15 protein-coding genes are annotated in these 16,045 nt (G+C 74.7%); 5 read left to right on the top strand and 10 right to left on the bottom strand.

Annotation, left to right across the window (positions count from 1 at the left end):
* Position 1: 1 nt before the first annotated feature.
* Positions 2 to 1,207, top strand: a complete 1,206-nt coding sequence (locus ABFY03_RS11985; protein ID WP_346169875.1) for a serpin family protein — start codon at positions 2 to 4, stop codon at positions 1,205 to 1,207.
* Here the strand turns inward: ABFY03_RS11985 and ABFY03_RS11980 are convergent.
* From ABFY03_RS11980 to ABFY03_RS11970, 3 genes are all read right to left on the bottom strand, one after another.
* Positions 1,176 to 1,904 carry an O-methyltransferase gene (locus ABFY03_RS11980; RefSeq protein WP_346169874.1) on the bottom strand — a complete coding sequence of 243 codons (729 nt, stop codon included), beginning with the start codon at positions 1,902 to 1,904 and terminating at the stop codon, positions 1,176 to 1,178. The genes ABFY03_RS11985 and ABFY03_RS11980 overlap by 32 nt on opposite strands.
* Entirely contained in the window at positions 1,901 to 2,968 is a 1,068-nt protein-coding gene (locus ABFY03_RS11975) for a DUF2330 domain-containing protein (RefSeq protein ID WP_346169873.1), read from the bottom strand. Before ABFY03_RS11975 ends, ABFY03_RS11980 begins: the two co-directional genes overlap by 4 nt.
* A 61-nt stretch (positions 2,969 to 3,029) precedes the next feature.
* Positions 3,030 to 4,283: a cytochrome P450 gene (locus ABFY03_RS11970; RefSeq protein WP_319013716.1), complete on the bottom strand. Its 1,254-nt coding sequence runs from the start codon at positions 4,281 to 4,283 to the stop codon at positions 3,030 to 3,032.
* Between the two features lie 441 nt (positions 4,284 to 4,724).
* Between ABFY03_RS11970 and ABFY03_RS11965 the strand changes: the two genes are divergently transcribed.
* Positions 4,725 to 5,903, top strand: a complete 1,179-nt coding sequence (locus ABFY03_RS11965) for a steroid 3-ketoacyl-CoA thiolase (protein ID WP_319013715.1) — start codon at positions 4,725 to 4,727, stop codon at positions 5,901 to 5,903.
* Positions 5,904 to 6,036: 133 nt separating this feature from the next.
* The gene (locus tag ABFY03_RS11960; protein WP_319013714.1) at positions 6,037 to 6,471 is read left to right on the top strand and encodes a hypothetical protein; all 435 of its coding nucleotides are present in this window, start codon (positions 6,037 to 6,039) and stop codon (positions 6,469 to 6,471) included.
* 109 nt (positions 6,472 to 6,580) lie between these two features.
* Here ABFY03_RS11960 and ABFY03_RS11955 read toward each other — a convergent pair whose 3' ends face one another.
* From ABFY03_RS11955 to ABFY03_RS11925, 7 genes are all read right to left on the bottom strand, one after another.
* Positions 6,581 to 6,982, bottom strand: a complete 402-nt coding sequence (locus ABFY03_RS11955; protein WP_319013713.1) for an aggregation-promoting factor C-terminal-like domain-containing protein — start codon at positions 6,980 to 6,982, stop codon at positions 6,581 to 6,583.
* A 304-nt stretch (positions 6,983 to 7,286) separates the two neighbouring features.
* A complete protein-coding gene (locus tag ABFY03_RS11950) occupies positions 7,287 to 8,147 on the bottom strand; it encodes an ECF transporter S component (protein ID WP_319013712.1) in 861 nt (286 codons plus the stop codon).
* Positions 8,144 to 9,904, bottom strand: coding sequence for an ABC transporter ATP-binding protein (locus ABFY03_RS11945; RefSeq protein WP_346169872.1), 1,761 nt, complete (start codon positions 9,902 to 9,904; stop codon positions 8,144 to 8,146). The genes ABFY03_RS11950 and ABFY03_RS11945 overlap by 4 nt, the downstream gene beginning before the upstream one ends.
* Positions 9,901 to 11,043, bottom strand: coding sequence for an energy-coupling factor transporter transmembrane component T (locus ABFY03_RS11940; protein ID WP_319013710.1), 1,143 nt, complete (start codon positions 11,041 to 11,043; stop codon positions 9,901 to 9,903). Before ABFY03_RS11940 ends, ABFY03_RS11945 begins: the two co-directional genes overlap by 4 nt.
* Positions 11,040 to 11,705, bottom strand: coding sequence for an SCO2322 family protein (locus ABFY03_RS11935; protein WP_346169871.1), 666 nt, complete (start codon positions 11,703 to 11,705; stop codon positions 11,040 to 11,042). The genes ABFY03_RS11940 and ABFY03_RS11935 overlap by 4 nt, the downstream gene beginning before the upstream one ends.
* The gene (locus tag ABFY03_RS11930) at positions 11,702 to 12,961 is read right to left on the bottom strand and encodes an SCO2321 family membrane protein (protein ID WP_319013708.1); all 1,260 of its coding nucleotides are present in this window, start codon (positions 12,959 to 12,961) and stop codon (positions 11,702 to 11,704) included. The genes ABFY03_RS11935 and ABFY03_RS11930 overlap by 4 nt, the downstream gene beginning before the upstream one ends.
* Before the next feature lie 242 nt (positions 12,962 to 13,203).
* Complete coding sequence (locus ABFY03_RS11925) at positions 13,204 to 14,241, bottom strand: Strvi_7410 family MBL fold metallo-hydrolase (protein WP_319013707.1); 1,038 nt, start codon at positions 14,239 to 14,241, stop codon at positions 13,204 to 13,206.
* Between the two features lie 101 nt (positions 14,242 to 14,342).
* Here ABFY03_RS11925 and ABFY03_RS11920 point away from each other — a divergent pair, with 101 nt between their 5' ends.
* Together ABFY03_RS11920 and ABFY03_RS11915 are read left to right on the top strand one after the other, a co-directional pair.
* The gene (locus tag ABFY03_RS11920) at positions 14,343 to 15,803 is read left to right on the top strand and encodes an aldehyde dehydrogenase (RefSeq protein WP_319013706.1); all 1,461 of its coding nucleotides are present in this window, start codon (positions 14,343 to 14,345) and stop codon (positions 15,801 to 15,803) included.
* On the top strand, positions 15,803 to 16,036 hold the full coding sequence (locus ABFY03_RS11915; RefSeq protein ID WP_319013705.1) for a ferredoxin: 234 nt from the start codon (positions 15,803 to 15,805) through the stop codon (positions 16,034 to 16,036). The genes ABFY03_RS11920 and ABFY03_RS11915 overlap by 1 nt, the downstream gene beginning before the upstream one ends.
* The last annotated feature ends 9 nt before the right edge of the window (positions 16,037 to 16,045 follow it).

Raw genomic sequence — 16,045 nt, 5'->3', positions numbered from 1 at the left:
TATGACCCACGACTCCGGAGTCCCCGAAGCGGAGGCGGTGCGGGAGCTGGCCGCCCGGTGGTTGCCCCGGCTCGGGGGCGGGGACTTCGTCGTGTCGCCCGTCGGGCTGTGGCTGGCGCTCGGGGCCGTGGCCTCCGGGGCGCGGGGGCGGACCGGGGAGGAGCTGCGGGGGCTGCTCGGGGTCGGGGGGAAGGCGGCGGCGGAGGCCGTGACCTCGCTCGGGCGGCGGCTCGCGGGCGGGGACGGGCTCGCGGTGGCGACCGGGGTGTGGAGCAGGGTGCGGGTGGGGGACGTCTTCCGCAGCAGGCTGCCGGACGTGCGGTTCGAGGTGTTCCCCCGGGCGGACTGGTACGAGCTGCCGGACGAGGCCTTCGGGGCCACGGACGACGTCTCGCTCGGGGAGGTGCCCGTGGACGCGCGGCCCGTGTTCGACGCCTGGGTGCGGGAGGCCACCGGCGGGCGGATCACGCGGCTGCCGCTCGACCTCGACGGCTCCGAGGACCTGGTCCTGCTCAACGCGCTCGCCCTGAAGGCCTCCTGGCTGTCCGCCTTCCCGGGCCGTCTGACCCGCGACGAGCCGTTCACCGACGCGCGCGGTGCGACCCGGCCCGTACCGACCATGCGGAGCCGGATCCCGGCCCGGTGGGTCTGGTACGTGGACGGGGTCACCGTCGTCGAGCTGCCCTGCCGGGAGGGGCTCCGGGTGCGGTTCGTCCTCGGCCCCGAAGTGCCCGGAGGCCCTGGAGGTTCCGGAGGTCCCGGAGCCGCCCATGGCCCCGGAGCCGCCGGGCCCGCCGGGGTGCTGGCCGCCGGCTGGGCGGGGCCCGGGGAGCGCCGGGCGCTCGGGGCAGGGGCGGCCGACCTGTCCCTGCCGCGGTTCACGCTCCGTACGACGGGGGCCGACGTGACGGGACACCTGGCGGCGCTCGGCGTCAGCCGGGCGCTGGGCCCCGGCGCCGACTTCTCGGGGCTCTCCGCGGACGGCCTGTACCTCTCCAGGGTCGGGCAGTCGGCGCTGGTCGAGGTCGCCGAGGAGGGGGTCGAGGCGGCCGCCGTCACCCAGCTGGCGATGCCCCGGGGCGCCGCCTCGCCCCGCCCCGAGGCGGTGGAGCGGATCGCCTTCGACCGGCCCTTCGGGATCGTCGTCCTCGACGCCTCCGGCGAGCTGCCGCTCTTCACCGGCTGGCGGTCCGGGGTCTCCCCCTGACGGCGGCGGTCCAGTCGACGTCGACGTCGGCATCGACGACGCGGGCCAGGAGCAGTCCGTCGTAGCCCTTGGTGCCGACGGTCTGGAGGGCGGTCGCGTCCAGGCGGGGTTCGTTCGCGACGAGGTCGAACATCGCGCGCGTGCCGGTGATCGCCGGGTCGTCGGGGTGTTCCGTGGCGACCCTGCCGTCGCGGACCACGTTGTCGACGACGATCAGCGTGCCCGGGCGCGAGAGCTTCAGGGCCCACTCGGCGTAATGCCGGTTGTTGGCCTTGTCGGCGTCGACGAAGACCAGGTCGAAGGGGCCGGCGCCCTCCTTCGCGAGCAGCGGGAGGGTGTCCAGGGCCGGGCCGGTGCGGACCTCGACGCGGTCGGCGAGGCCGGCCCGGGCGAGGTTGCCGCGGGCCACCTCGGCGTGCCGGGGCTCGTACTCCAGGGTGATCAGGCGGCCGTCGTCGGGCAGGGCGCGGGCCAGCCAGATGGTGCTGTACCCGCCGAGGGTGCCGATCTCCAGGATGCGCCGGGCCCCCTGGATCCGGGCGAGGAGGTGGAGGAGCTTGCCCTGGTTGGGGGAGACGGCGATGTCGGGGAGGCCCGCGGCCCGGGAGGCGGCGAGGGCGGCGGTGAGCGCCTCGTCGGCGGGGACGAGCAGGTCGGTGACGTAGGCGTCGACGTCGGTCCACTGAGGGTTCGTCATGCCGTCGACGGTACGCGGCGGCGCCTGGCCCGTACGGTGAACAGGGCCGTCGCGGCGAGGGCCGTGGCGCCCAGGACCACGGTCAGCAGCCAGACGGGGACCTCGCCGAGGGTGAGCAGGCGGTCCCGGTAGATCACCTGGCGGTACGGGGTGTCGGCGACGGCGCGCAGGACGTGGTCGTCGTCGATCCGGGACGGGTCGGGGAAGCGCTGTTCCAGGACGGTGAGATGGGCGGGGGCGCCGCCGGTGAGCGCGGCGACGGGGCCGGCGGGGTGGTCGATCCGGCCGGAGAAGGTGACCTCGGGGCGTTCGCCGCCGATCGTGTCGCGGGGTTCCATGCGGTGGTCGGCGAGGATGGACAGGCCGAGGGTCTGCGAGGAGCCGGCGAGCCGGGAGAGCCGCATGGGGTAGACGAGTTCGGTGGAGGCGAAGGTGATGCGCAGCGGGGTCAGTTCGCCGTAGAGGCGTTCGCCCTGCTTCTCGGGGGCGAGGCGGATGGCGACGTACTCCCACTTTCGGTCGACGTACGGCCGGAGTTCGGGGGTCAGGCGGTCGGGCAGCTCGAAGCCGTTGGCGCGCAGCCAGGTGCCGAGGGCGTCGGGGTCGGTGGCGGTCAGCCGGGCGACGTCGAAGGGGCCGAGCCGTTCGCGGCCGACGACGCCGACGGAGCCGCCGGGGGCCGCTCCGGCCACGGCCCCGTCGCCGTAGCCGCCGTCGAAGGGCCAGTCGTCGCCGCGCGGCCAGAAGTAGAAGCGTTCGCGCCGTTCGGGGGCGGCGAGGTCCTCGAGCCGGTCGAAGAGCTCCGGGTCGCCGAGGGTGACGTCCGCGCGGTGGGGCACGGGCATGATCCAGGCGGCCTGCCGGGCGTCGCCGTGGACCCGGAAGCGCATGACGACGGTCTCGGTCCGTCCGTCCCAGCGGACGGCGGACTCCTCCCGGTCGACGCCGATGCGCTCGGACTTGTGCGTGATCATGGCGCCGCAGCCGCAGGCCCAGGCGGGCGCGACGAGCGAGCCGATCTGGAGCGCGAGCAGCGCGACGAGCGTGGTCAGGATCCTGGCCATGGTGGTGTGTGTCCCCCGCATGCCCGATCGGACGTGCGGGGGAGGGCTCCGGTTCCGGTGGTCAGCCGGTGGCGCGGACCCGGAGTTCCTTGACGCCGTTGAGCCAGGCGGCCCGCAGCCGGCGCGGTTCGCCGACGAGGGCGAGGTCGGGCAGGACGTCGGCGAGCGCGTCGAAGATCAGCTCGATCTCCTTCACCGCGAGGGCCTTGCCGAGGCAGAAGTGGGGTCCGCCGCCGCCGAAGCCGAGGTGCGGGTTGGGGTCGCGGGTGATGTCGAAGGCGTCCGGGTTCTCGAAGACCTCGGGGTCGCGGTTGGCGGAGGAGTAGAAGAGGCCGACCCGGTCGCCCCGTTTGATCTTCTGGCCGCCGAGTTCGGTGTCCTGGGTGGCGGTGCGCTGGAAGGAGACGACGGGGGTGGCCCAGCGGACGATCTCCTCGGCCGTGCCGGCCGGGCGCTCCCGCTTGTAGAGCTCCCACTGGTCGGGGTGGGTGAGGAAGGCGTGCATGCCGTGGCTGATCGCGTTGCGGGTGGTCTCGTTGCCGGCGACGGCGAGCAGCAGGACGAAGAAGCCGAACTCGTCGGAGGAGAGGTTGCCCTGGCCCTCGGCGGCGACGAGCTGCGACACGATGTCCTGGGCGGGGCACTCCTTGCGCGCGGCGGCCATGTTCATCGCGTAGCCGATGATCTCCATGGCGGCCTCGACGCCGACCTCCTCGGTGATGGCGTACTCGGGATCGTCGTACGCCACCATCTTGTTGGACCAGTCGAAGATGCGGGCGCGGTCCTCCTGGGGGACGCCGATGAGTTCGGCGATGGCCTGGAGGGGCAGTTCGACGGCGACGCGGGTGACGAAGTCGAAGGTGCTGTCAGGGTCTTCGGCCGCGGCGGCCCGGGCCTCCTCGGCGATCGCGCGGGCGCGGTCGCGCAGGGCGGTCTCCAGGCCGCGGATGGCGCGCGGGGTGAAGCCGCGCTGGATGATCTGGCGGACCCGGGTGTGCTCGGGAGGGTCCATGTTGAGCATGATCAGCTTCTGGACGTCGATCTGTTCGCGTCCGATGTGCTCGTTGAAGCGGATCACGGCGGTGTTCTCGTTCGAGGAGAACAACTCGGGGTGGGTGGAGACGTACTTGACGTCGGCGTGGCGGGTGACGGCCCAGTAGCCCTCGTCGTCGAAGCCGGTGATGCCGCGCGGCTGGGGGCACCACCAGACCGGGGCGGTCCGCCGCAGCTCCGCGAACTCGGGGAGCGGGACCCGGCTGCGCAGCAGATCGGGGTCGGTGGCGTCGAATCCTTCGGGGAGGTGGGGGCAGGTCATCGGCAACACGCTCCAATATCTGATGCTCCATCAGAAGTTGCCGGGAAAGTTAGTAACGAGTTCTACAAGTCGCAAGGGGCGCGGGCGGAATACGCCCCCAGCCGGCTCCGGAACCGCTCCCCGCCGCCTCCAGAGTCGCCCCCGGCCGCTCCCCGCCGCCTCCAGAGTCGCCCCCGGCCGCCCCCAGCCGCCTCCGGAGCCGCCCCCGGCCGCCCCCAGCCGCCTCCGGAGCCGCCCCCAGCCGCCTCCGGTGCCGCCCCGGCGAGCCCTCGACCGCGCCCGCGGGCCCGGGCCTTCACCGAACTCCTGCCTTCCGGGCCCTTGCGTACCGGCGGTAGCAGTCATCAGACTTCATCCGGAACTAGAACGCGTACTAGTTCTCCCATGACGCCGACCGGCGGGTGCCGGGACACCCCGCCCGGTCGAGGAGAGGACCAGCTCATGGCCGCGGAACCCGTCATCGTCGAAGCCGTACGCACCCCCATCGGCAAGCGCGGAGGCGCGCTCGCCAACCTCCACCCCGCCTACCTCCTGGGCGAGACCTACCGCGAACTCCTCGGCCGCACCGGCATCCCCGCCGACTGCGTCGAGCAGATCGTCGGCGGCACCGTCACCCACGCCGGCGAGCAGTCCATGAACCCCGCGCGCACCGCCTGGCTCACCATGGGCCTGCCCTACGAGACCGCCGCCACCACGGTCGACGCCCAGTGCGGCTCCTCCCAGCAGGCGAGCCACATGGTCGCGAACATGATCGCGGCCGGCGTCATCGACGTCGGCATCTCCTGCGGCGTCGAGGCCATGTCCCGGGTCCCGCTCGGCTCCGGCTCCAAGCACGGCCCCGGCAAGCCCTTCCCCGACGAGTGGAACGTCGACCTGCCCAACCAGTTCGAGGCCGCCGAGCGGATCGCCCGCCGCCGCGGCCTGACCCGCGAGCGGGTCGACTCCCTCGGCGTCCTCTCCCAGGAGCGGGCGGCCGTCGCCTGGGCCGAGGAGCGGTTCAAGCGCGAGACCTTCGCCGTCCAGGTCCCGACCACCGAGGAGGAGCAGCACGCCGGGCAGGGCATGTGGCGGCTGGTCGACCGCGACGAGGGGCTGCGCGACACCAGCATGGAGGGGCTCGCCCGGCTCAAGCCGGTCATGCCCACCGCCGTGCACACCGCGGGGAACTCCTCCCAGATCTCCGACGGCGCCTCCGCCGTGATGTGGGCCTCCAAGCGGATGGCCCGCGCGCTGAAGCTGCGCCCCCGGGCCCGGATCGTCGCCCAGGCGCTGGTCGGCGCGGACCCGCACTACCACCTCGACGGACCCGTCGACGCGACCCGCGCGGTGCTCGGCAAGGCCGGCATGTCGCTGCGGGACATCGACGTGGTGGAGATCAACGAGGCGTTCGCCTCGGTGGTGCTGAGCTGGGCGCAGGAGTTCGACAAGGACCTCGACGGCCTGGAGAAGGTCAACGTCAACGGTGGCGCCATCGCCCTCGGTCATCCGGTCGGCGCGACCGGGGCCCGGCTGATCGCCACGGCGCTGCACGAGCTGGAGCGGTCCGACAAGGAGTTCGCGCTGGTCACGATGTGTGCGGGTGGCGCGCTCGCCACCGGGACGATCATCCAGCGCCTCTAGACCTGGCAGGGGTGCCCGGAAAGCGCGGGGCCGCGTCCCTCCGGAGTGGGAGGGGCGGGGCCCCGCGCCCTGCGCTGGAACCCGGGAGGGGGGCCGGCGCGTCCCTCGGGAGGACCGGTCACGAGGGGGGCGCATGACCAGACGGGGCGCGGCGGCACTGGCCGTCGTGGGCTGTGTGCTGCTGGCGGGGTGCACCCAGGGGCCGGATCCCGAGGGGCGTACGGAACGGCAGACCGCCGAGGCGTACGTCCGGGCCCTGAACGACCGGGACGCGGCCGCGCTCGCGGAGCTGGCGCCGCCCGGGTACGAGGGGGTCGAGGCGGACGCGCGGGCGGCGGTCGCCGCGGACGGGGGGAAGGGGATCGCGGTCGCGGACGTCGAGGTGTCGCACGAGTTCGGCGACGACGTGGCGAGCACGCGGATCATCGGTACGGACCGGGACGGCAGCCCCTTCCGTACGTACGTGTCGATGGCCCGGGAGGACGGCACCTGGGTCGTTGTGCTGGGGCACGCGCCCGGGGCGGGGACGAAGGGCGGCGCGAGCCCGGCGAGCACCGAGCGGCCGTGAGGTGGCGGGGGCCCCTTGAAACGCCCGGCGCCCCGGACATGCCGCAGGCCCCGCCCCTCCGAGTGGAGGGCGGGGCCTTGCGGTGGGGCGCTGGGCGGCGTGGTGACTCTTAGTACCAGCCGTTGGCCTGCCAGAACGCCCAGGCGGCGTTCGGGGAGCCGTAGCGCTCGTTCATGTAGTTCAGGCCCCACTTGATCTGGGTGGCCGGGTTGGTCTTCCAGTCGGCGCCGGCCGAGGCCATCTTCGAGCCGGGCAGGGCCTGGACCAGGCCGTAGGCGCCGGAGGAGGAGTTGGTGGCCTTGAAGTTCCAGCCGGACTCGTGCGAGACGATCTTGCTGAAGGCGGCGAACTGCGAAGCGGGGACGATGTCGCGGGCGAGCTCCTGCGGGCTGGCGGCCGAGGCCGTGCCCGTCGTGCCGAGCACCGCACCGGAGGCGCCGACCAGGACGGCGGCGGTGGCGGCGAAGGTCTTCTTGCGGGCGGCGGCACGAGTGGCGATGGAGCGGAACAAAACATCTACCTAACGTCGGGGACTGGGTCCGCGCCGGGCGTCACGGCCGTTTCCGACCGTTTTCGGCATGCCGGAACCAGGGCCCGGGGATTCCGGGAACTGGGGGAACCGGCCTGCCGCGGTGCTTCGCTGAGCACCTGCTGCCTGGCGACGTCCACTACAGAAACAAATCCCCGAGGGCGGCGCAACGGTCCCCTGTACGAGGGAGGTTCGGACTCGGCGGGGTGCGCGGGCCGGTCGACCGGTGGGCGTTTTCGCAGGTCACGCCCAACGATGGGCGTTTTGCGCGACTCGTCCGGTTCTACTATTTCCGGTCGTACGTGACGTGGGTCCTATGAGGCGCCTCACCCGCAGGCCCCTCCGCGGGCCCCTCGAATGTGACCTGGGCCTCGAAGTTCGCCCGCCGCGTGGCCCTCCGCAGCGCCCGCAGCAGCGGCCCGCCGACCGTGAGCGTCAGGACCACCGTGAGCGCGGCCCGGCCCAGGTCCCAGCCGAGCGAGGTGGCCAGCACGTACGCCGCGAACCGCACCAGGTTCTCGCCCGCCGGGGCCCCCGGCACGAAGGACAGCCCCGGCGCGAGCCCGATCGTCACCCAGCCGTACAGGTTGGTGACCGTGCCGTACGCGAACGCCGCCAGGAAGCCGTACGCCGAGAGCATCAGCAGCTCCCGCCGCCCCCGCACCCCCGCCGGCAGCAGCCCCGCACCCATCGCGAACCAGCCCATCGCCAGCATCTGCGTCGGCATCCACGGCCCCACGCCGCCCGTGAGCAGCGCCGACGCGAACATCGTCACCGCCCCCAGCACGAAGCCGAAGCCCGGCCCGAGGACCCGGCCGCTCAGCACCATCAGGAAGAACATCGGCTCCAGGCCGGCCGTGCCCGCGCCCAGCGGGCGCAGCGCCGCGCCCACGGCGGCCAGCACCCCCAGCATCGCCACCGCCTTCGCGTCCATCCCGCAGTCCGCGATCGTCGCCACCACGACGGCGATGAGGAGGGGGAGGATCAGCGCGAAGAGCCAGGGCGCGTCGGCGGCGTGGTCGGTGACGGCGGCGCCGGCGTCCGCGAAGAGGGGCCAGCCGATGCCCGCCAGCCCGACGAGGGAGACGAGGACGAGGGCGGCGACCGAGCGGGGCCCGAGCCGGATGGGGTGGCTTCGCCTGTTCATGGGCGCAGGGCCTCCTCCACCTGCTCGACCGTGAGCCACGGCTCCGGCGCCAGGATCTTCGCGACCTGCGGGGCGAAGGCCGGGGAGGAGACGACGACCTCGGCCGTCGGCCCGTCCGCGACCAGCTCGCCGCCCGCGACGATCACCACCCGGTCCGCCAGCTCCGCCGCGAGCTCCACGTCGTGCGTGGCCAGCACGATCGCGTGCCCGGCGGCGGCGAGGGCCCGCAGCCGGGCGACCAGCCGGGCCTTCGCCGCGTAGTCCAGACCGCGGGTCGGCTCGTCCAGGAGGACCAGTGGCGGCGCGGCCGTCAGCACGACGGCCAGCGCGAGCGCCAGCCGCTGCCCCTCGGACAGGTCGCGGGGGTGCGTCGTGTCCGTCACGCCCGGTACGAGCTCCGTCACCAGCGCCCGGCAGGTCCCGGGCGGCGCGCCCGCGTCCGCGTCGGCGGCGGCGCACTCGTCGGCGACGGTCTCCGCGTACAGGAGGTCCCGCGGCTCCTGCGGGACCAGGCCGACCTGGCGGATGAGGGTGCGGGGGGCGGTGGTGTGCGGGGTCAGCCCCGCGACCCGCACCGAGCCGGTCGTCGGCGCGATCATGCCCACGAGGGTGGAGAGCAGGGTGGACTTCCCGGCGCCGTTGCGTCCCATGAGCGCGACGGTCTCGCCCCGGACGACCCGCAGGTCCACGCGCCGGAGCGCCTCGACGCGGCCGCGGCGGACGGCGAGGCGGTGGATGTGGAGGAGGGGGGCGGTGGGGTCGGGTGCGGGGGCGGGGCCGGTGGCGGGGGTGGCGGTGCGGGTGCGGCGCCACGGGAGCAGGGGCCTTCCCTCACCCCGCCCCTTCCCGTGACCGGGGGCTCCGCCCCCGTACTCCCGCGCCTCACAAGCCGGCGGGGCTGGAGATGCAGCCCGTCCGGGGTCCGGGGCGGAGCCCCGGCCGGGGGAAGGGGCGCCTTCCAGCCGCGCCTTCAGCCCGCCCGACCGCCTCCGCGCGTCCCGCACGGTCAGGGGCAGCGGGTCCCAGCCCGCCACCCGGCCCAGGCCGACCACCGGGGGGTGCACCGGGGAGACGGCCATGATCTCGGCGGGCGGGCCGAGGACCGCTTCCGGCAGCAGCAGGACGCGGTCGGCGTACTGGACGACCCGCTCCAGGCGGTGCTCCGCCAGGAGGACGGTCGTGCCGAGGTCGTGGACGAGCCGCTGGAGCACCGCCAGGACGTCCTCCGCCGCCGACGGGTCGAGCGCGGAGGTCGGTTCGTCGAGGACGAGGACCTTGGGGTGGGTGGTCAGGACGGAGCCGATCGCCACCCGCTGCTGCTGGCCGCCGGAGAGGGTCGCGAGGGGCCGGTCGCGCAGGTCGGCGAGGCCCAGCAGGTCCAGGGTCTCCTCGACGCGCCGCCGCATCACGGCCGGGGCGAGGCCCAGGGACTCCATGCCGTAGGCGAGCTCGTCCTCGACGGTGTCGGTGACGAAGTGGGCGAGCGGGTCCTGCCCGACCGTGCCGACGAGGTCGGCCAGCTCGCGCGGGTGGTGGGTCCGGGTGTCCCGGCCGTCCACGGTGACCCGGCCCCGCAGCGTCCCGCCGGTGAAGTGGGGGACGAGCCCGGAGACCGCGCCGAGCAGGGTGGACTTGCCGACGCCGGACGGGCCGACGAGGAGGACCAGCTCGCCCTCGGGGACGGTGAGGTCGACGTCCCGGAGGGTGGGGGCGGCGGCGTCCTCGTACGTCACGGAGACGTGCTCGAAGCGGATCACGCGGACGACCCTTCGGCAGCGGGCGGTACGGGGGCGATGACGGCCGGCAGCAGGCCGGGCAGGACCGACAGGGCCGGCCACAGCGGCAGCTCCGGCGCGGTGAGCGGTACGACCCCCGGGTGCAGGGCCTCGGGCGCGTACGCGGTGGCCCGGATCATGAGGACGGCCACGGCGACGCCGGACGCGGCGACCAGCCAGGAGCGGGGGCCGAAGCGGTCCGGCCGGTAGCGGGTGCGGACGCTCCGCCGGCCGCCGAGCCGCAGGCCCGCGACGGCCGCGAGGAGCCCTGCGGCGAGCAGCGGCAGCCCGTATCCGGCGCCCTGGGCGGCGAGCAGCCCGTACGAGCCGGCGCAGACGCCGAGCAGCCCGCCGAGGGTGAGGACGTTCGTGGTGCGGCGGACGGCCGGCGGGACCTGGGCGGTGCGCCCGTACCCGCGCGCGTCCATCGACGCGGCGACGGCCACCGACCGTTCCAGGGCGCCCTCCAGGACGGGCAGTCCGATCTGGAGGACCGCCCGCACCCCGCCGGTGGGCCGGCCGCGCAGCCGCCGGGCGGTGCGGAGCCGGACGACGTCGGCGACCAGGTTCGGCGCGAAGGTCATCGCCACGACGACCGCGACGCCGGCCTCGTACAGCGCCCCCGGCAGCGACTTCAGCAGCCGCGCCGGGTTGGCGAGCGCGTTGGCCGCGCCGACGCAGATCAGCAGCGCGGCCAGCTTCAGCCCGTCGTACAGGGCGAAGACCACCTGCTCGGCGGTGACGCGGCCGCCGATCCTGATGCCCTGCGCCCATTCCGGCAGCGGCAGCTCGGGCAGGACGAACAGCTCGTGGGCGCCGGGGATCGGGGAGCCCAGCACCACCGAGAAGGCGATCCGCAGGGCGACGACGAACAGGCCGAGCTTGACGAAGGCCCCGTACGACCGGGCCCAGGGCGCGTCGGTACGGCGCGCGGCGACCACGTAGCCGGCGACGCCGACGATCAGCCCGAGCAGCAGCGGGTTGGTGGTCCGGGAGGCGGCGACGGCGAGCCCGAGGGCCCACAGCCACCAGGCGCCCGGGTGCAGCGCGTTGCCCCGGTCCGCCACGGGCGCGAGGAGGCGCCCCGGCAGGCCGGGGGTGACGGACGGGGCCTGGCTCATGCGCGGCGGCGGGACTTCCAGACGGCCGCGGCGCCGAGGGCGAGGACGGCCCCGCCGCCGACGAGGAGGCCGGCCGACGGGCCGCCGTCGGAGGGTTCGGCGGCCTTCGGGGCGGCGGTGGCCCCGGTGGCGGACGAGGAGTCGGCGACCGCCTCGCCGCAGCCGTGCCGCGGATAGCCCGCGATGCCGCAGAGCATCGCGGAGCTGTCGTAGCGGAGCGGCTTCGCGACGGCCGCGAGGGCGTCCGCGGCGGTGGCGTTCTCGGCGACGCGGGCGCAGCCGGTCGTCGGCGCGTCCTGCGGCGGGGTCTCGCCGGCGGGCGCGTCCTGCGGGGTGCCGAAGTCGACGACGACCGCGATCCGCTTCGTCCCGGCGCTCCGCTCCACCCCGCCGCAGACCGTGGCGAAGTCGGGTGCGGCGGTCGGCCTGGTCGCGTCGGCGGAGTCCTCGCTCAGCGCGAAGCGGAAGCCGACGGCGTCGCCGTCGGCGGGCCGGGCGGTCGCCGGGCCCTGGTTGGCGTAGCTCCACTTCCCGCCGTCGGCCTCCCAGTACGACCAGTAGCGGTACCCCGCCGCCTGGGCGGGGGCCGCCGCGCCGAGGGCGAGCAGCAGCCCGGCGGCGCCGCACGCCAGCGCGCCGGAAGCCTTCGTCCGGAGGGTCACTTCTTGCGGCCGCTCAGGAGGAAGCCGATGCCGACGCCGGCGACCATGCCGATGCCGATGATCCACCAGACGTCGAAGCCGAGGAACGAGTCGTCCTCCTCGTCCTCGGTGGAGGCGGCGGAGGTGTCGGGGGTCTTGGGCGTCGGGCCGGTCGCGTTCAGCGCCTCCACCAGGTCGACCTTGCCGAACTCGCGCGGGTCGGCCTCCATCGCGCGCGCGGCCAGGATCAGCTGCGCGTAGGCGGCGGGGCCGGACTGCTTCGCCCACGGGCCGGCGTTCTGCTCCAGCCACTGGAGGGCGGGCTCGGCGAGCCGGGCGGTGCCGGAGGCGGCGAGGGCGACGACCGCGTCGGCGGTGTTGCCGAAGTCCGGCTTCTCCTCGGCGTCGGTGGCGCCCGGCAGCGGCGGGGTGGTCAGGTGACCGGTCTGTCCGATCGCCTTGGCGAGGTAGGAGGCGCCGTTGAGGGCGGCCCGCTCGACGGTCGGCTCGGAGAGGTCGACGCAGGTCGGGGCCTGCGGCGGGGTGGCCTTCACGGCCGTGATGCCCTTGCCGAGCCCGGCGAGGGTGGCGGCGGCGGTCGCGTCCGCGTTGGCGAGCAGCTTGCCCGCCTTGTCGGGCTGGTACGCGAAGGCGCCCGGGCCCTCCTCGTCGGAGCAGGGCAGCGCCAGCGCGAGCAGCGCGTCGTAGGGGGTGCGGCCCTGGGCCGAGGTGTACGAGCCGGGCTTGACGCCCGAGGCGGCGAGGGCGCTGACGACGATCGAGGTCGAGTTGGCGTCGCTGGGGCCGCCGGGGGTGTAGCTCCAGCCGCCGTCCTTGTTCTGCACGCCGCGCAGCCAGCCGTAGCCGGACTTGACCGCGGTGTCGATCTTCGTCGGGTCGGCGGCCTCGCGGCGGACCGCGCCGAGCGCCTGGAGCGCGACGGCGGTGGCGTTGGAGTCCCGCATCGTCTTGTCGTCGCAGGGCTTGGTGGTGTCGGCGCGGTAGGAGGCGAAGGAGCCGTCGGCGCACTGCTGGCCGAGCAGCCAGTCCACCGCCTGGTCGGCCGGCTGGTAGCCGGTGGCGCGCTGGGCGAGGAAGGCGAGCGACTGGCGCCAGACACCGTCGTAGGTGGGGTCGGCCTTGCCGTACAGACCGGGCGGGAGCGCGGCGGCGGAAGCGCTCGGCGAGGGGGCGGCGGCTGCCGTGCCGGTCGCGGCGGTGCTGAGCACGGCTGCCGCTGCGGTGAGCGCGGCGGCGGCGCGGCGGACGCTGATCATGGTTGCCTCTCGTGCGGGCACGGGACACCGGCACCCCGCGGGGCCCGCGTCCGGCGCCGTATTCCTCGACGGTGCCGGCGCTCACGTCCCGGGGCAGGGCGTTCCGGCTCGCCGCTCCGAGGAGTGGCTCACGGTTGCGGGTCAGCGCCGGAGTCGCACCGGCTTTCCCCTGCTTCGGGCATGAAGACGACCGGGCCACTGTACCGGCCCGCCCAGGCCGCTCCCCGGGCGTGCGAGCCGCGTCACACCGCCACGTACGCCACCGGCTCCGTGCCGGTCACGGCCTCCGCGCGGCCCAGCTTCACCAGACGGCGGATGTGGGCCTCGGCCTCGCTGACGGCGATGTTGCGGGAGCCGTACGGGATGCGGTCCCAGGGCCGGTTCCACTCCATGCGCTCGGCGAGCTGCCACGGCGTGAGCGGGGTGGTGAGGAGGGCGAGGAGGCCGCCGAGCCGCTCCTCGTGGTGGTCGAGGAGGGCACGGACGCGTCCGGCGGCGTCGGGGAAGGCGTGCTGGTGGGCGGGGAGGACCTCGGCGACGCCGAGCCGCCCGATCCGCTCCAGCGAGTCGAGGTAGTCGCCGAGGGGGTCGGTGACGGTGGCATCGTCGGGGTCCTCGTACAGGCCGATGTGCGGGGAGATGCCGGGGAGGAGGTGGTCGCCGGAGAAGAGCCGGCCGTGGCCGGGGAGCCCGGCGGGGTGCTCCTCCTCCAGGTGGAGGCAGACGTGGCCGGGTGTGTGGCCGGGCGTCCAGACGGCGCGGAGCCGGCGTCCGGCGAGGTCGAGGAGTTCGCCGGGGACGATCTCCCGGTCGGGGAGGGCCGCGCCGAGCCCGGGCAGGGTGCGCGTCCGGCCCTCGGAGCGGGCGGCGCGCAGCGGCGCGAGATGGTCCTCGGGCGCGCCGGCGGCGGCCAGTTTGCGGGAGAGGTAGTCGAGCCAGGTGCCGGGGTCGGACGCGCGGGTGCGGCGGACGACGGCGGTGTCGGCGGCGTGCATGGCGATCCAGGCGCCGGACTCCTCCCGGACGCGGCCGGACAGTCCGTGGTGGTCGGGGTGGTGGTGGGTGATGACGACCCCGTGGACCTCGCCGACGCCGATCCCCAACGCTGCGAGTCCGGCGGTGAGTTCGGCCCAGGAGGCGGGGTCGTCCCATCCGGTGTCGACGAGGACCGGGCCGCGGTCGGTGTCGAGGACGTGGACGAGGGTGTGCCCCAGCGGGTTGTCCGGGATGGGAACCCGCAGCGACCAGACGCCGCCGCCGTGCTCGGTCACCTGCGTCATGAGCGTCCTCATCTCTGCGTGCCGCTACGACCATTGCCCACTATAAGTAGAACTGATATCAGTTCTGAGACACCGTCAGATAGTCCCGGGAGGCGACCGGCATGACCGAGCTTGTGGAGCACGGAAAGCTGTTCATCGGCGGGGAGTGGACCGATCCTCTCGGTGACGGCTCCATCGAGGTGATCTCGCCGCACACCGAGGAGGTCATCGGCCGCGTCCCGCACGCCTCGCGCGCCGACGTCGACCGGGCCGTCGCGGCCGCCCGGCGGGCCTTCGACGAGGGGCCCTGGCCGCGGGCGAGCCTGGAGGAGCGGATCGAGGTCGTCTCCCGGATCAAGGACGCCGTCGCCGTCCGGCACGAGGAGCTGGCCCGCTCGATCAGCTCCCAGAACGGCTCCCCGTACTCCTGGTCCGTCCTCGCCCAGGCGCTCGGCGCGATGATGGTGTGGGACTCGGCGATCACCGTCGCCCGCGACTTCGTCTTCGAGGAGCGGCGCGGCGGCGTCCTCGGCCCGCTGCTCGTGCGGCGCGAGCCGGTCGGCGTGGTCGCCGCGGTGGTGCCGTGGAACGTGCCGCAGTTCACCGCCGCCGCCAAGCTGGGCCCGGCGCTGCTCGCCGGCTGCACCGCGATCCTCAAGCCCTCGCCGGAGACGCCGCTCGACGCGTACCTCCTCGGCGAGATCGCCGCCGAGGCCGGGCTGCCGGAGGGCGTCCTCTCGATCCTGCCCGCCGACCGGGAGGTCAGCGAGTACCTGGTCGGGCACCCGGGCGTCGACAAGGTCTCCTTCACCGGCTCGGTCGCGGCCGGCAAGCGGGTGATGGAGGTCGCCTCCCGCAACCTCACCCGCGTCACCCTCGAACTCGGCGGCAAGTCCGCGGCGGTGATCCTCCCGGACGCCGACGTGGCGACCGCCGTCGCCGGCATCGTCCCCGCCGCGTGGATGAACAACGGGCAGGCGTGCGTCGCCCAGACCCGGATCCTCGCCCCGCGCTCCCGGTACGAGGAGATCGCCGAGGCGCTGGCCGCCGCGGCCTCCGCGCTGGTCGTCGGCGACCCGCTCGACCCGGCCACCCAGGTCGGCCCGCTCGTCGCCCGCCGCCAGCGGCAGCGCTCCCTCGACTACATCGGCATCGGGCAGCAGGAGGGGGCCAAGCTCCTCGCGGGCGGCGGCCGCCCGGACGGACTCGACCGGGGCTGGTACGTCGAACCGACCCTCTTCGGCGACGTCGACAACGCGATGCGGATCGCCCGCGAGGAGATCTTCGGCCCGGTCATCTGCCTGCTGCCGTACGGGGACGAGGCCGAGGCCCTGCGGGTCGCCAACGACTCCGAGTACGGCCTCAGCGGCAGCGTCTGGACCGGCGACGTCGAGCACGGCATCGACTTCGCCCGCCAGGTCCGCACCGGCACCTTCAACGTCAACACCTTCAGCCTCGACATGCTCGGCCCCTTCGGCGGCTACAAGAACTCCGGCCTGGGCCGCGAGTTCGGCCCCGAGGGCCTGGGCGAGTACCTGGAGCACAAGATGATCCACCTGCCGGCCGGCCACGGGGGCAACTGATGGGCGACCGCTGGCACCTGGAGGTCGACCGGGGCGTCTGCATCGGCTCCGGCCTGTGCGTCACCCACGCCCCCCACGGCTTCCGCCTCGACGCCGCCCGCCAGTCCCACCCGGTGGCCCCGGAGACCGACGCGGGCGAACGGATCCTCGCGGCGGCGGAGGGCTGCCCGGTGGAGGCCATCCTCATCACCCTCGCGGACGGCGGCGAGCCGGTCTACCCCCCGGAGGAGTAGCCCCGGGCC

It is taken from the genome of Streptomyces roseofulvus, from assembly GCF_039534915.1.
GTDB classification, from domain to species: domain Bacteria; phylum Actinomycetota; class Actinomycetes; order Streptomycetales; family Streptomycetaceae; genus Streptomyces; species Streptomyces roseofulvus.
The sequence above is the reverse complement of the archived record's forward strand: the minus strand, read 5'-3'. Positions and strand labels throughout refer to the sequence as shown.